Source organism: Calothrix anomala FACHB-343 (assembly GCF_014696435.1).
In the GTDB taxonomy this organism is placed as follows: domain Bacteria; phylum Cyanobacteriota; class Cyanobacteriia; order Cyanobacteriales; family Nostocaceae; genus Aulosira; species Aulosira anomala_A.
Window position 1 is genome coordinate 76,626 of sequence record NZ_JACJQG010000015.1, and the last position, 15,994, is coordinate 92,619.

Consider the following 15,994-nt stretch of genomic DNA (forward strand, 5'->3'; position numbering starts at 1 on the left):
ATCTGACATCGCTATTTACAGCAATGGCATTAATAAGCGAGAAATTCTCACCGCTAACTTAAACCACAAAGGTTTTTTTTGATATTCAGCATAATTAACTTTCACAGAAACTGCTAAATCGTCCTTTAACATTTTCTCAACACTGGCTACAAATGGGGGTGCAACAACAAAACCCATAACTTCAAAATTGAGGAAAAATGAGCGATTATCTAAATTAACTGTGCCTACTCCTGCCATATCGTCATCAATGAGGATGATTTTTTGATGCATAAATCCATTTTTGTAACGATATAATTTAATGCCAATCGCTTCCATTTCGCTGTAGTAGGAAAAAGAACAAAGATAAACAAATAAATGATCGGGGCGATTGGGTAAGATAATCCGCACATCTACACCCCGCATTGCAGCTAGTTTCAAGGCTGTTAAGGTGGCGTCATCGGGGACAAAGTAAGGGGTAGCAATCCATAGCCGGGTTTGCGCTTCGTTGATTGCATTGACAAAAAATAGGTTACATGCTTTGAGCCGATCTGCGGGGCCTGTAGGTAAAACAAATGCGGTTTGGTTGGTTTCTTGGTGAGGTTTAATTTCCCAATTGACATCTATCAAGTTTCGCGTCGCCCAATACCAATCTTGCATAAATGAAGCTTGCAAACTTTGGACTGTCGGCCCTTGTAGTTTCATGTGGGTATCGCGCCAAGGACTGAGACGGGGATTTTTGCCTAGATATTCGTCACCGATGTTTAAACCGCCGACAAATCCGACTTCACCATCTACGACTAAAATCTTGCGATGATTGCGAAAGTTGAGTTGAAAGCGGTTACCTTTACCTTTAGTTGTGTGAAATGCACTAACTTCAATACCATGTTTGCGTAGAGATTGAAGATAACTACGAGATAGTTTGTTAGAACCAATTTCATCATAAAGGAAGTAGATGCTGACTCCTTGCTGGGCTTTTTCTATCAATGCTTGTTTGAATTCTTCTCCAGCTTGGTCATCGTTGACGATGTATGATTGCAGCAAAATGTAATTTGTGGCGGAGGCGATCGCGCTTAACATTGCTTCATAGGTTTTTTGTCCATTAATTAGCAATTCGGCTGCATTACCGGATGTGAAGGGTATACCGGTAAACTTTTTCGCTAATGGTTGCAACCTGGCTAAATTATCTGGTAGCGCTACTTGAAATTGGGCAATCTCATTGTAAGTTTGACGGACTAGCTGATAGTGTTCTGCGTAAACTGAGCGCAAAGCTTCAGCATATCCATGAAATTTAGTTCTGCCTAATACCCAATATAAGGGAATAGTTAACCAGGGAAAAGTTACTAGGGAAATTCCCCAGGCGATCGCCCCTTGTGAAGAACGCACTGTCATCACTGCGTGGGCTGCATGGGCGATTCCTAAAGCATGAACAATAACTGTAGCCGCACTATAAATAGTTATGGCACTACTATCTATTAACATTTGTAATTTTATATAGTTTTTTCGGGTCTATTTTTAGTTGTATTTAAGGCTTAAGCGGCTGATATTTTATATGGTAAATTTCCTGTTAATTAACTATTAAACACCAAATATTATCAGCAAATAGCGCACCTAAATATAATAAATTTATTAAGTATTTATATAAGAAAATTCTGCCAATAATGGCTTGTGATCTGATGAAGTAATATGTTCTAATACCCTAGCATTGGTTTTATGTTCTTTGAGTCCGCGATAAAATATATAGTCTAATGGTGGTGATAAGAGAAAGCGTTTAATTTTCTTGCTGTGGTGTGGTGTAAAAGACACTGGCATTAATCCTAATCGGGTAGCTACTTTATAAAGAAGTAAGGCTCTTTGGCGATTCCAAGTGTTGAAATCTCCTGAGAAGATAATCGGCCCTTGATGGGTAGATAGTGCTAGCTCTAATTCATGCAATTGGGTTTTAAATTTATGCAGATTGACGAAATTTATCAAATGACTATTAACAGTTAAAAGACTATTTGGATTGTGAGATAAGGGATATTCAGCCATGAGCGAGACTTTAGGAGTTTTAATAATTGGTTCATAATGTTTAGTAATGATGGCTCTTTTATGTAGTGGGCTAATTTTAGCTGCGGTTAAAATGCCCGAATAACTTTGATGATGGGCATCAATAAAGTTAGGGGCAAAGATCCAACTCATATTTACCAATTCCACGATATTCTTGGCATCTATATCAAGACGGAATTCTTGAAGAAAAATTAAGTCTGGTTGATATTGCTCAAGGATGATTAAAAAATCCCGCACCCAATTTTCGTGATAACTTTTTTTGGCGATATTCCAGTTGAGGACTTTGATTGATGCAGGGTTGAGTGCTGTTTGCAGTATATGGCTGCGATCGATTGTGGATTCTTGGGTGCGCAAAAATCGATGAGATGGAACGAATTTTCTGGCAAGAAAATCTACTTTCTGTTTGATATCAACCATTTTTTACGGCAATAGGTCTGTGTAATTAAAGATAACGCGCGATGGCTGTCATTTGTCATTTGTCATTGGTCATTCGTCATTTGTCATTTGTCATTTGTCATTTGCGATCGCTTCTAGGAAAAGTAAAATATTTGCATAGTCTTGGTATTGATGTCAGTCAACCAAGGATGTAGCTGAATATTAACGGCTAAAAATTGTGTCACGCCACGATTTACGATGCCTAGCGAGGAGTTTTACTGATTTTGGTCGTGACAGCCTATACTAATGCAGAGTCTCTTCAGCAAGCTTTTGGGGCTGGAGTAATGATTTGATAGCAAGCCGTTACAGGGGACGGAACTGATAACCCGATTACACAATTATATTCAGCAAGTGCGATCGCGGTTACAAGCAGGTAGAGCCAGCAGAGGTTAGGAAAAATGAAAAATTATCGGCAATTGTTACCCTACGGGATTGCGATTGGCGCAACTGCGATCGCTCTGTTGCTATCACTGGGGCTAGAAATGCTCCTCGCTCATACTGTTGGTGCTGTTTTCTATATAAGTATTATTATCAGTAGTTGGTATGGTGGCTGGCGTTCGGGGATAGTTACAGTCATCTTTTCTGGGCTAGCAAGTAATTATTTTTTAATTTCTCCTATTCATGGATTGCAAATAGCTCAAGTAGGGGATGTATTAGAGTTAGAAATTTTCTTCGTAGTGGGTTTAACTATTAACCTGCTAACTAACTATTTTCGCCAAAGTACACAAAAGATTAAACAACAACTCCAAGAAACAAGCGATCGCTTATCAAAAACAATCATCCAGCAGCAACAAGCCCAACAAATGCTGGAACTGCAAGCTGTTATTACTCGTAATATGGCGGAAGGAGTCTGTTTAGTTAGTGCTAGTGATGCCTTAATTGTTTATGCCAATCCTAAATTTGAGCAGATGTTTGGTTATGACTATGGCGAACTGAATGGTCAACATGTTTCCATTGTTAATTATGCTAACAACCCGGAAATGGCGGAACAAGTTAATCAAGCAATTCGTTCTGCGGTGTTACAACAAGGTGAAGCTAGCTATGAAGTCCACAACGTCAAAAAAGATGGGACGCCATTTTGGTGTAGTGCGACAACTTCTGTATTTCTGCATCCTGAATATGGCCATGTTTTGGTAGCTGTTCATCAAGATATTACCGCTCGCAAACAAATTGAGGATGCTTTGCGCGAAAGTGAAGAAAAGTTCCGCCAGTTGGCAGACAATATCCAAGCAGTATTTTGGATGACAGATATTGACTATCAGCAACTTCTCTATGTGAGTAAAGCCTATGAAAGCATTTGGCACCGCAGTTGTGCAGAACTTTATGAAAACGTTAGCGCTTGGTTAGAAGCAGTGCATCCGGAAGATCGCGATCGCGTGAAGCTGGAAATGGTAGAACAGCTTAAAGCCGGGAAATTTGAGAAAAAATATCGCATTATCCGCCCTGATGGTTCGATTCGTTGGATTCGCGATCGCTCATTTGCGATTAAAAATGAACTTGGGGAAATTATTCGCCTTGCAGGGCTAGCAGAAGATATTACCGAAGAGGAAAAAATTGAGCAAATGAAGAGTGAGTTTATCGGCATTGTCAGTCACGAACTGCGTACACCTTTAACCTCAATTCGCGCCTCGATGGGTTTATTGCAAAGTGGGATCTACGATCAAAAACCAGAAAAATTCCAGCGAATGATTGATATTGCTGCCAGCGAAAGCGATCGCTTGGTGCGTTTAGTGAATGATATTTTAGATTTAGAACGCTTAGATTCAGGCAGAGTTGTTTTAAAACGAAGCATCTGCACCGCCGCCGATTTAATTGAACAAGCAGTAGCCGGAGTACAAGCGATCGCTAAACAGCAAAATATCGCTTTTAATATTCAGTCTACAGATACTAAAGTTTGGGTTGCCGCCGATGCTTTAATTCAAACCCTCACCAATCTCTTCAGTAACGCCTTAAAATTTTCTCCTGCTGATTCCACTATTACTATCAGGGTGGAACAGCAAACAAATAAGGTATTGTTTAGTATTAGCGATCGCGGTAGAGGTATTCCCGCAGACAAGTTAGAAACCATCTTTCAACGATTTCAGCAAGTAGATGTTTCCGACTCTCGCCTCAAAGGCGGTACAGGCTTAGGGTTAGCCATCTGTCGTACCATCATCGATCAACATGGGGGCAAAATCTGGGCTGAGAGTACCCTTGGTGTCGGCAGCACATTTTTCTTCACACTACCAATAGTTGAAGCAGAGGACGTAGAGGACAAATGATAATTGTACAGACGCGATTAATCGCGTCTCTAAATATTGTTATTGTTAAGTTTTGTAATAAAATTGTGGTTTTTATCAGTTCTTTATTTTTGTCATTTACCTTGCTGGTGTAATGAAAATCCCGGAGAACATCAGCAGGATATATGAAAACTTTTCAAATTCACCCATTTTTAACATGTCTCAAGGCTGATTTATCTTCACCGCCAACTTTTACTGACCGTAAAATTACGGCTCAATACTTTATACTTGTGGGATTTTACAGCCCTACTGATGCGTAAATCAAAGCGCAGCTGATACCAATTTAAAAAGAGAATGCGACAGATACACAACCATAAACCCTTGTCCTATCTGGATTCTTAATTTTGAATTTTGCGGAAAGTCTGAGCGGAGGTTTCCTCCGTACACCGAAGGGGTTGCCGCAGGCATCAGAACTTTCCAAGAGAGAATTTTGAATTTTGAATTGGTATGAGAAACATTCGTCACAAATTAAATTTTAGCGAATGCATTCTGGCTGATTAAATTAATCAATCCTTATCAATGTTTATTACTAGAGTATTTTTCAATGCGGACATTAGAGGTAGTTAATAATGTCCAATAAAACTATCTTACTCATTGACGATGAACTCAATGTGCGAGAGCTTGTGGAACTATGTCTCACAGATTTAGGTGGTTGGAATGTAGTAATTCCCAATTCTTTGGTTGAAGGATTTCAGCAAGCTTTGTTCAACCATCCTGATGCAATTGTGATGGACTTATCAATGCACTGTATGGATTATTTTAAATTTATGAATCAACTCAGAAATAATCCAGAAACCCAAGCAATTCCTGTGGTGCTGTTGAGTGCTGCGGCGCGATGGTTAGAGCCAGATTTTCTGCAACAGTATGCAATTTCAGGTGTCATTCTCAAACCTTTTAATCCACTAACACTGTCCGATCGGATTTCTCAAATTTTGGGTTGGCATTCTCTACCAATTTCTCAGTTGTAGACTTTTACTGTCAATATAAATTTGCCAAAATTAGGAGTATAAATATGATGAATTTACTTTTAAATTCAGAACCCAATAATCAAGTTAAAATTCTGATAGTTGAAGATGATTATAGCCTCGCTCTCAACATCGAAGATATTTTAGAATATTGGGGTTATACAGTCATCGATATTGCTCATTCAGGAGAATTAGCGATTGAAAAAGCATATCAATTACAACCAAATTTAATTCTGATGAATATTCGACTTTATGGTGAAATTGACGGTATTCAAGCAGCAGAAGAAATTTGGCGTAATTTGCAGATTCCGATTATTTATATTACAGGATTCGCTGATAAAATTACGATAGAACGCGCACAAAGTATCTATCCTTTTACCTATTTGATTAAACCAATAGCCAAAAATGAACTTTACACTGCTATTGATAAAGCACTGAATCATTCTGATGTAATGTTATTTCGTAATGAGCCAATTTCAGCCGCATTTCCTATCTAAACTCATCGCCAAAGTAAAAGGCTCCCAGATTTAGGGAGCATCAGTAAACTATTTACAAATTGAATACCTAAAACCTCTTTGTCTATCCCATTAAGTGAAATTCCAAATTAGTAATTATTTGGTCAAAGATGTTAGAGATTCCAAAGAATTTCTGATTGCAGAGTTGAACCAATGACGCCAGTTGCGATCGCCAACCAGTTTCTCGTAGACTGCTTCATAGCCGTTAACCATTTGGGTAACGCTAAATCTATTTTCTACGTGTTCGCGGCATTTTTGGCGATTCAGTTTTAAGGCTTTGGGAATCATCGCCGCCATTTCATCGTAACTTTGGCAAACATAACCTGTCTCGCCATTAGCAATTACTTCAGAAACAGAACCCATATTCATGGCGATGACTGGTGTACCTGTCGCCATAGATTCAGCCATTACCAATCCAAAAGGTTCGCACCAGGTAATGGGGAACAGAGTAATTGCTGCGTTACCTAAAAGTTCGGCTTTTTGATCGTGGTTAACTTCACCGAGAAACTCGATTTGCTTACCGTCGATATGAGGAGCAACTTCTTTTTCAAAGAACTCCTTATCTACCACATCAACTTTACCAGCCATCTTCAAGCGCCAACCGGTTTTTTTAGCAATAGCTATAGCGTGTTGCGGCCCTTTTTCAGGGGAGAAGCGTCCTAAAAATGCCAAATATGGCGGATCTTGCGGTTCTGCAAAGAAGGGGAACTTCTCAACGCTGATGCCATTATAGACTGTAGCCGCATAATTAATGTTTAACAGACGTTGGGCATCACTAATGCTGATGTATGGTTGCGTGCTGTACTGGCGAAAAACTTTGTTGTTATCGCGAGTAAAGATACCATGTAAGGTATGCACTGTTGGTGTTGAGACCACACTAGCTAAAGGCAAAGACCAAACCCCTACGTGGGAATGAATAATATCGAATTCGTTAGCACGTTGATAAACATTACCAACATGCATGATCTCGTACATCATCGGTTCTTGGATATCGTCAGCCAAGCGTAATGCACGCGGACTCCCAGCTTCTAAACGAGCTAGAGTTTGGGAATCACCCGAAGCGAATAGCGTGACTTCGTGACCTCTACGTACCAGTTCATCGGTCAAACGACTCACGACTAACTCAGTTCCTCCATAGGTAACAGGCGGAACTTGTTCCCACAGGGGTGCGATTTGTGCGATTTTCATAATGTGTAGGGTTCAGCGGTCAAAAGTCCTTGTCACATGGACTCCTCTTTGTAGATATGGGAAAACCAATTTTTCCTCGATATCTGCAATGACTGTCACCCGCCTTGCCGCAGACTTGCGCAATTTAGGTGAACCGAACCGAAAACTCATCTCCAGTGAGCGTTTAAGTGGATTGAATGTTTTTAATCTGGCAGACTCAAGAATCTATTTTCATCTATCTAAAGATAGTTTTTTAAATTAATAAAACGTGCTATTCAAACAAGATTAACCAAAATATTTGAGGCTTTGAATGAGAATTAAATGCGTGAACTTCCAACTATAGCTAGGTTCTAGACTTTGCCTTTGTTTTTCTCACATCAAGTAAATGAACCTAGTCAGCCAAGGATCTGGCTATATAGCCTCACCTTTGCTCTTAAGCTAGTATAATCACTTATGATATTAAGTGAGGATAAATACAGGTTAATTGTCAGCAAAAAAAGTCATACATTATATTTATGCTTGAGAGACAATATATAAAGTAAATCTTCAGGATTGTTTTGCCAAGAGCATTTTTGTGGGAGATAGTCCTTAAAAAATGTCGGTTAAATCTTCAAAAGTATGCGCAAGTGATTTTGGCAATTTGTGGGCTAGTAAAATTCCGAATTGGGGCTACTATATTACCACCAAAAAACCACGCGATCGCCACCCACAAAAATTAACTTCAGGCTTAAATAAGTATTTTTGCTATTTAGTTTTGTTCTTCTCTTAATAAGGCTCGAAATCCAGCTTGTTGAAAATGTTCGTTGGCTGTTAAAGCTTCTGTAATGCCACTATATTGCATAACTATAAAAGATACGCAATCAATAAATTTCCATTCTTTCTCAGAGCGATCGCAATATAACTGAAAAGCTTTGTCAAACAGTTCTGGAGATAAAGGGACAATTTCTACCTTAGAGTCTGCTGCTAGGGCATTTAATAAGGTAACTGCGCCATGACGCAATGGTTGTTTAGATAAAAGATTGCCAATTTCTAACAATATAGCTTGCGTTGTGACTAAGCGCGTGCCTGCTGTTTCTAAAAGTTCAGACAATTGAACAGCACGCCGATGCAAGTTATCTTGCGGTGTAGATAAAGCGATCGCAAATGTTGTATCTAAAAAGACTTCTGACCTCATGCTGTAGATGCTAAAACTTACTAGTATTTCTAAATTTTTGTCAATTTTCGTCAATTTTTATCAATTTTACTAGACCAATCAGCTGGCCCCGAAAGATGGAGCGATCGCGCCGTTGCTAAAAACGATACACTTTCTTGCTTCTGTGCCGGTAACACTTCAATACTCAACCGCACGCGGGTATTAGCTGGTAAAGCTAGCGGTTCAGTAGGATAAAAAACTTTGCCATCAAATACAGCTGTGATTTTTTGTGACATAGGAGTTAGGGGCTAGGGGTTAGGGGCTAGGGACTAGGGGCTAGGAAAAACAGACAATTGTACAGACGCGATTCATCATATTGTAGAGACGCGATTAATCGCGTCTCTACTGACCAATTTCTAAATGACAAGATACCCAAAGACCACGACCATTTTTGTTAAACTCATCAATGGTTTGCAGTGATAGCTCGTGGGTAGTCATGGCTTGCAACATAGCTAAAGGTAAGGTGAGATGTTGTGCGCCAGCTTGGAGAGATGCTACTGCTTCTTCAGGTGATTTAATACTAGCTGCCATAATTTCTGTATTGCTACCAGCAACTACACTAGACATTTGCTTAACTAAAGCAATGCCATCACCTAAAAGTTTAGTAGCTCGATTCACATAAGCGATCGCATATTTTGCACCCGCCTCTTTAGCCACTGCTGCTTGGGAAGCACTATATATTCCTGTCACCGCGCAGGAAATTTCTCCGAATAATGCTGCAACTACTTGAAACCCTACCATAGATGCGGGAATCTTGAGTACAGTTTGCTTACCTATGATGTCAAAAGCTGCTCGCCCTTCGGCTAACATTTCATCAAAATCTGAGGACATCAGTTGATAAAATACCGGGCCTGTAGTTAATTGTGTCAATCGTTTCAGCGTAGTTTCTACAGGTAAATCGCTTTTCGCTAACAGAGTTGGGTTTGTTGTGATCCCTTTTACCCAGCCTAATTCTTTTGCAGCTTGAGCTTCAGCGACAATTGCCGAATCGAGATAAATACTCACTTATATCTCCTCTTCTGTGAAAGGTTGTGTCGCTGTCATTTTACAAGAAATTTAGCGGTTACCTCTGTCACAACACTGGCAAATGCATTGAGATTTTTTCTATGCAATCATCACCATTGACTATTGTAGAGACGCGATTAATCGCGTCTCTACAATGCCCAATGCCCCATGCCCAAAAAAAAGAAGCTACAGACGCAGCTCCTAGAGAAAATCAATGAGAAATGATTGTTGATTCTGCTGATATAGCTGTGATTATGGCAACTATAATCTGCAATGAGGAGTAAACTAGCTTTAACCAAGGGATTAACAGCTACTACTTGATAACGTCCTGACCCATTATTAAGTAGTAGCCGCGTTTAGCCCTTACATATGTAATTAAAGCTGTTTTCACCAAAGAATCATACAGACAAAAGTCATGAATCAACCATTACTAAAGTCATAAACCTGATGCTATCTGGAAGATAGTGTTGACTGTTGACTGTTGACTGTTGACTGGGAAAAGAGATTGATTAGTTGAGATGATCTTAGTCCGCGATCGCCCAGCGCACATAAGGACGAGAAGCTGCTACAGTTTTATAGGTGATTTCCTTCGCAGGTGCATTAATTTTGCGCAAATCTACCCGAAAATAGGCTTGCTTATTCTTAAATTGCACGCTGTAAAAGTTATATTCTTGACCTTGGGTTTTACCAACGCAAGAAGCATAATCACTGCGTAATTGTGAAACAAATTCTACAGACTGCTTCGTTGATGATACTAACTTTGCAGAATCAGCAAATGCTCTCGTATCTGCAATTACTGTATGTTCTGCACCACCTTCATAAGGCAAGATTAACCACCACAAGCCCACTGTTTTTGGACACTTACCAGCGCTACTTTGTATATTTAATGTCACATTGGGTGCAGCAAGGGGGCCAGGAGGCGATTCTTGCTGTGCTTGCGCAGTAGCCGAAATAATTCCTGCTGCCACTAGAGGCGATATAATTCCACCCAGAATAGTTAATTTTGCTAAGTTTTTCATAAAATTCAGTTTTCTAATTTCCAGCTATCTAAATAATATTGACTATCCCTATCAGGACAAAGTGCCAATTTAAGTAAAATATACGATTGACATATCAGTAGCTAGTAGGGTGTGTTGTCGCGTAGCGCAACGCACCATCAATTTTTAAGATAAAACGCTGTATTGGTAGTAATTATTTTAATTAACCGCCAAGACGCCAAGACGCCAAGACGCTAAGAGAAGAAAGAGAAGGAATTAATGCTTAAAGGAAATGTGTTGTACAATAGCTCATAAAATGAGATATCGCCTCAATCTCTAGAAATACAATTTGATTTCGCAAAAAATATCGCTATCTGTAAAGTAGACAATAATCAACAAAATCCTTATATGCTAGGTATTATTCACCCTAGTTTTATTGCCAAATCATTAATTTTGACTTTTAACTTTTGACTTTTGAATTTTGAATTGATTACCGTGTTGTCAGTTACAGTTCTTAGTCAAAGAAATAGGCAACAATATTAATTAATATTTCCAAATGCAGCCCCTTGTTCCATAATGCTGCGATTTCATGAAACCTCGTATTATTGTTTGTGGCTTAGGACGTACAGGATATAAAGTCTTTCGACTGTTAAGACAGCAAGGTGCATTTGTTGTTGGTATTCATCACAAACCAATCCCTGGTGAATCCGCTCCAGATGTAATTATTGGCGATTTACATACGGCTGCTACCCTGACAGCAGCAGGAATTGAGCAAGCACATACATTAGTAATTGCGAGTTCCGATGATGCGCGGAATTTAGCAATTATGTTGCAAGCGCGGGTGTTAAATCCGCATATTCGCATTATTAATCGCTTTTATAATACAAGTTTGGCGGAACGTCTGGATCAGACTTTGCCAAATCACTTGAGTATGAGTGTGGTGGGTTTAGCTGCACCGGTGTTTACCTTTGCTGCATTAGGTAATCAAGCTATCGGTCAAATTAAGTTATTTCAACAAACTTGGCCGATTCAAGAAGAATATATAGATGAAAACCATCCTTGGCTGGGACATAAACTCAGCGAATTATGGGAAGAGCGATCGCGGATGCTGATTTATTATTTACCTGTTAAAGGTAAAATGAATTTGGTATCTGCCTTACTGTCAGAACAAAAGTTAAAAGTAGGCGATCGCATTATTGTTGGTATCCAACCCCGCGTGCGTTCTACCCGCAAATCATGGGTAAGAAAATTGCTGAAAGTTTGTACTAGCTTGAAGCAATTTCAAAAACACGCCCAATCAGTATTAGTGATGGCGGCGGTGTTATTAGTAATTATTTTGCTCGCCTCACTTACTTATGTTTCTGCGAGTTTAAATATCTCCTTCGTTGATGCTTTATACTTTGCTGTCGGTATGATTACTGGAGCAGGTGGCAATGATAAAGTAGTCGAATTTGCTCCCAACAGTATCAAACTTTTCACCGTCGTCATGATGCTAGTTGGTGCAGGGGTGATTGGTATCTGGTACGCCATGCTTACCGATTTTGTCCTGGGAAATCGCTTCAAACAATTTTGGGATGCAGCCCGAATACCCCAGCGTCATCATTATATAGTTTGCGGTTTAAGCGGCATTGGCGTGAGAATTGTCCAAGAACTCCATGCTAGCGGACATGAGGTGGTAGTAATTGAGACAGATAGTAACAATAGATTTGTCAACACTGCTCGCGGACTGGGTATACCTGTAATTCAAGGTGACGCGAGTTTCCGCGCCATTCTCGAAGCGAGTAATATTAATAATGCTGCCGCAGTGCTAGCTGTGACTAGTAACGATGCGATTAACCTAGAAATTGCCCTGAAAGCCAAAGGATTATCGCCTAGCATTCCCGTAATTGTCCATTATGCCGATCCTGATTTTGCGGGTATGGCACAACAAGTATTTGATTTCGATGCCGTACTCAGTCCCGCAGAATTAGCCGCCCCAGCTTTCGCCGCCGCCGCACTAGGCGGACGCATCCTGGGTAATGGCATCACCGCCGATAGTCTTTGGGTAGCCTTTGCAACTATGATTACCCAAGTACATCCTTTTTGCGGCGAAATAGTCAAAGATGTTGCTATGTCAGCAGACTTTGTCCCCTTGTATGTAGAAACCACACATAAAACCCTGCATGGTTGGGAATTATTAGATACTCAACTGAGTCCAGGAGATATATTATATTTGACCATGCCAGCAAATCGGTTATATCAATTATGGCGCGACGAGCGATCGCAAGTCATGGTGACAGGGACTAGGGATTAGGGCATGGGGCATGGGGCATGGGGCATGGGCGTGTTTTCTAAGTCGCCTTCACCCTAAAAGGATGCAGCTAACTCTACCAAGTCCGTCTGCGCGGACTACGAGAGGTGAGGCTTTTGAGCTTATATGATTTGTGAATATAGCCTCAGCCTCAAGCCTGAAAGCTTGAGGGGTTTGCAAACATGCTCTAGCTCCTAGCTCTGATTGTCAAGCTAGTCATCAATCCCAGGTTTTGACACAACTAAGTAGAAAATCTATCTTAACCAATGCCCAATGCCCAATGCCCAATGCCCATTTTCCAGCTAGTCCTGAATCCTAACTTACGCGAAACCTTAAAGTCAGAGTCAGCGTCTATCACCTGAGTATTTATCGAAAATTAGTCCCGATGGGATTTTTTCCCTTTGGATGAAGTTGTTGAGATAATTATAAATACAAGTTGAAATTCTAAATTGTAAATTGTTATGCTGCCCTTCTATCAATTACCCAGAGCACCAATCCGTCGCTTGGCTTTAAGCTTAGTTTTACCCGCTACACTTTTGGGTGCAATAGTGATTCCTCCCCAAATGCAAACCGTGACTGCACAAACGGCGGAGGGAAATCGCCCTTTAACAATTCGTTCTGATGTTCAAGAATATGATGCCAAAAGCCAAGTGGTAACTGCGCGCGGGAATGTGCAAATGTTATATCCGGCGCGACAAATTCAAGCCACAGCAACACAAGCGCAATATTTCAGCAAGGAACGCCGGATTGATTTCAGTGGTAATGTCTATATTTTGCAACAGGGTGGCAATAGTATTCGGGCAGAGAAAGTAACTTATCTCATCGATGAAGGACGATTTGTGGCTTTGCCCCAATCTAACCGTCAAGTCGAGTCTATTTACATGGTACAGGACTCGGAAGTAGGGGGACAATCTGCTAGACCTGCTCCCAAGACACCAGATCTCAAACGTTCTAATTAGGATTTATAGAAAAATAGACAAAGGGCATCTAAATGTGAAAATTATTTTGGAGAATATCCACAAATCTTACGGTAAACGACAGATTGTTAATCGCGTTAACCTTTCTGTAGCTCAAGGAGAAGTTGTTGGTTTATTAGGGCCGAATGGCGCAGGTAAAACGACAACTTTTTATATTGCCACAGGGTTAGAAAAACCGAATCAGGGCAAAGTATGGCTAGATAATGTCGATATTACGGCAATGCCAATGCACAAGCGAGCTAGGTTGGGTATTGGCTATCTGGCGCAGGAAGCAAGCGTATTTCGCCAGCTTTCAGTCCGCGATAACATATTGTTAGTACTAGAGCAAACCAATGTACCACATTGGGAATGGTCAGGGCGAATCAACAATTTACTGCGGGAGTTTCGTTTGGAAAAGGTAGCTAACAGTAAAGGAATTCAACTGTCTGGTGGCGAACGTCGCCGGACAGAATTAGCTAGAGCTTTAGCTGCTGGGAGGGAAGGGCCAAAATTTTTGCTGTTGGATGAACCGTTTGCTGGCGTCGATCCGATCGCAGTTTCCGAGATTCAACAAATAGTAGCGCGACTTCGCGATCGCGGTATGGGTATCTTAATAACAGATCACAATGTGCGTGAAACTTTGGCAATTACCGATCGCGCTTATATCATGCGTGAAGGGCAAATTCTTGCTTTTGGTAATGCCAACGAACTTTATAATAACCCACTCGTGCGCCAATATTATTTAGGCGATAATTTCCAAGTTTGAAACTGTATTAATTAAATTAATTAAAAATTAATTAATTAGGCATATTCCTGGAGATTGTTGAGTCTTTATGGTTACGTTTAATCCAGAAGGTTAATTTTTTTCAGCGCCTGGGATTTTAGTTTCACGCCTTGTATTTAATATAAATCTTTGGCTGTGTCTGGGTTCTAAATATTTAATGTATAAACTGGCGTATGATTTCAAAAAAGCTCACATCTTTTTACACCATCAATTCGCTGATGCCTTTTACGATCATGGATCGCTATCTCACCAGCGAATTGCTACCACCGTTTTTATTTGGGGTGGGAGCTTTTTCATCAATTGGGGTAACAATTGATGCTGTATTTGATTTAGTCAGAAAAATCGTAGAATCTGGGCTACCCATAGATATTGCCTTGCAAGTTTTTGTTCTAAAACTGCCAACTTTCATTGTTTTAGCCTTTCCCATGTCCACTTTATTAGCTACCTTGATGACTTACAGTCGTCTTTCTAGCGAAAGTGAACTGATCGCCCTCAGAGGTTGTGGGGTAAGTGTTTATCGCATGGTAATGACTGCTGTGATGTTAAGTTTAGTCGTTACCGGGCTAACATTTGTGTTTAACGAACATATAGCACCAGCAGCAAGTTATCAAGCAAATACAACTTTAAACAACGCCTTAAAGTCAGACAAGCCAATTTTAAAACAACAAAATATTTTCTACCCAGAATATCGAGATATTAAAGCAAAAGATGGAACGACCAATAGAATATTGACACGCCTGTTTTACGCTGACCAATTTGATGGTAAGCGTATGACAGGTTTGACAATTATCGATCGCTCTGAACAAAACCTCAATCAAATTGTTGTAGCAGAATCAGGGCAATGGAACGCATCACAAAACGTTTGGGATTTTTATAACGGTACTATCTATTTAGTTGCTCCCGATCGCTCTTATCGCAATATTCTGCGATTTGAACACCAACAACTGCGCCTTCCCCGTACAGCACTCAGTTTGGCAGAAAAAAGCCGCGACTACGGCGAAATGAACATTTCCGAAGCCATAGAACAACTAGCTGTAGAAAGACTAGGAGGCGATCGCCAAAAGATCCGTAAACTCGAAGTCCGAATTCAACAAAAAATCGCCTTACCCTTTGTCTGTGTAGTTTTTGGCTTAGTGGGCGCAGCAATGGGAACCATACCCCAGCGTACTGGACGCGGTACCAGCTTTGGTATCAGCGTCATTGTCATTTTCTCTTACTACTTCCTCAGCTTTATCACTGGAGCCTTAGCCCAAGCCAATATTCTCTCCCCCTTTATGGGTGCTTGGCTACCCAACTTTATCGGTTTGGGTACAGGGCTATTTTTATTATTCCGAGTTGCGCAGAGGTAGATTGAAATGGGGCATTGGGCATTGGGCATTGGGCATTGGGCATGGGGCATTGGAC

General features: G+C 40.4%; 15 protein-coding genes. 8 read left to right on the forward strand and 7 right to left on the reverse strand.

The window, feature by feature from the left end; translation table 11 throughout:
- Positions 1 to 15: 15 nt before the first annotated feature.
- On the reverse strand, positions 16 to 1,458 hold the full coding sequence (gene cls / locus H6G08_RS10870) for a cardiolipin synthase (RefSeq protein WP_190541604.1): 1,443 nt from the start codon (positions 1,456 to 1,458) through the stop codon (positions 16 to 18).
- 147 nt (positions 1,459 to 1,605) lie between these two features.
- Positions 1,606 to 2,442: an endonuclease/exonuclease/phosphatase family protein gene (locus H6G08_RS10875; protein WP_190541607.1), complete on the reverse strand. Its 837-nt coding sequence runs from the start codon at positions 2,440 to 2,442 to the stop codon at positions 1,606 to 1,608.
- A 416-nt stretch (positions 2,443 to 2,858) separates the two neighbouring features.
- On the opposite strand from H6G08_RS10875, the gene H6G08_RS10880 reads away from it, so the two are divergent.
- The 4 genes from H6G08_RS10880 (at position 2,859) to H6G08_RS10890 (ending at position 6,201) form a co-directional block, all read left to right on the forward strand.
- Positions 2,859 to 4,721: a PAS domain-containing protein gene (locus H6G08_RS10880; RefSeq protein ID WP_190541610.1), complete on the forward strand. Its 1,863-nt coding sequence runs from the start codon at positions 2,859 to 2,861 to the stop codon at positions 4,719 to 4,721.
- Positions 4,722 to 4,864: 143 nt separating this feature from the next.
- Positions 4,865 to 4,999, forward strand: a complete 135-nt coding sequence (locus tag H6G08_RS38125) for a hypothetical protein (protein WP_277877783.1) — start codon at positions 4,865 to 4,867, stop codon at positions 4,997 to 4,999.
- 309 nt (positions 5,000 to 5,308) lie between these two features.
- The gene (locus tag H6G08_RS10885) at positions 5,309 to 5,707 is read left to right on the forward strand and encodes a response regulator (protein ID WP_190541613.1); all 399 of its coding nucleotides are present in this window, start codon (positions 5,309 to 5,311) and stop codon (positions 5,705 to 5,707) included.
- Positions 5,708 to 5,751: 44 nt separating this feature from the next.
- Positions 5,752 to 6,201, forward strand: coding sequence for a response regulator (locus H6G08_RS10890; RefSeq protein ID WP_242046124.1), 450 nt, complete (start codon positions 5,752 to 5,754; stop codon positions 6,199 to 6,201).
- 114 nt (positions 6,202 to 6,315) lie between these two features.
- On the opposite strand, the gene H6G08_RS10895 is transcribed toward H6G08_RS10890, so the two are convergent.
- From H6G08_RS10895 to H6G08_RS10915, 5 genes are all read right to left on the reverse strand, one after another.
- Positions 6,316 to 7,407: a glycosyltransferase family 4 protein gene (locus tag H6G08_RS10895; RefSeq protein ID WP_190541616.1), complete on the reverse strand. Its 1,092-nt coding sequence runs from the start codon at positions 7,405 to 7,407 to the stop codon at positions 6,316 to 6,318.
- Positions 7,408 to 8,134: 727 nt separating this feature from the next.
- Positions 8,135 to 8,560, reverse strand: a complete 426-nt coding sequence (locus H6G08_RS10900) for a type II toxin-antitoxin system VapC family toxin (RefSeq protein ID WP_190541620.1) — start codon at positions 8,558 to 8,560, stop codon at positions 8,135 to 8,137.
- Positions 8,561 to 8,610: 50 nt separating this feature from the next.
- Positions 8,611 to 8,814 (reverse strand): antitoxin AF2212-like protein, encoded by a 204-nt coding sequence (locus H6G08_RS10905; protein WP_190541622.1) that lies wholly within the window; start codon positions 8,812 to 8,814, stop codon positions 8,611 to 8,613.
- Positions 8,815 to 8,920: 106 nt separating this feature from the next.
- Positions 8,921 to 9,583 (reverse strand): transaldolase family protein, encoded by a 663-nt coding sequence (locus H6G08_RS10910; RefSeq protein ID WP_190541625.1) that lies wholly within the window; start codon positions 9,581 to 9,583, stop codon positions 8,921 to 8,923.
- A gap of 524 nt (positions 9,584 to 10,107) precedes the next feature.
- Entirely contained in the window at positions 10,108 to 10,602 is a 495-nt protein-coding gene (locus H6G08_RS10915) for a hypothetical protein (protein WP_190541628.1), read from the reverse strand.
- Between the two features lie 547 nt (positions 10,603 to 11,149).
- Here H6G08_RS10915 and H6G08_RS10920 point away from each other — a divergent pair.
- The 4 genes from H6G08_RS10920 (at position 11,150) to H6G08_RS10935 (ending at position 15,939) form a co-directional block, all read left to right on the forward strand.
- Positions 11,150 to 12,853 (forward strand): potassium channel family protein, encoded by a 1,704-nt coding sequence (locus H6G08_RS10920; RefSeq protein ID WP_190541632.1) that lies wholly within the window; start codon positions 11,150 to 11,152, stop codon positions 12,851 to 12,853.
- 458 nt (positions 12,854 to 13,311) lie between these two features.
- Entirely contained in the window at positions 13,312 to 13,809 is a 498-nt protein-coding gene (locus tag H6G08_RS10925; RefSeq protein WP_190541635.1) for an LptA/OstA family protein, read from the forward strand.
- A 34-nt stretch (positions 13,810 to 13,843) separates the two neighbouring features.
- Positions 13,844 to 14,572, forward strand: a complete 729-nt coding sequence (gene lptB, locus H6G08_RS10930) for an LPS export ABC transporter ATP-binding protein (protein ID WP_190541639.1) — start codon at positions 13,844 to 13,846, stop codon at positions 14,570 to 14,572.
- Positions 14,573 to 14,823: 251 nt separating this feature from the next.
- Positions 14,824 to 15,939 (forward strand): LptF/LptG family permease, encoded by a 1,116-nt coding sequence (locus H6G08_RS10935; RefSeq protein WP_190541783.1) that lies wholly within the window; start codon positions 14,824 to 14,826, stop codon positions 15,937 to 15,939.
- The last annotated feature ends 55 nt before the right edge of the window (positions 15,940 to 15,994 follow it).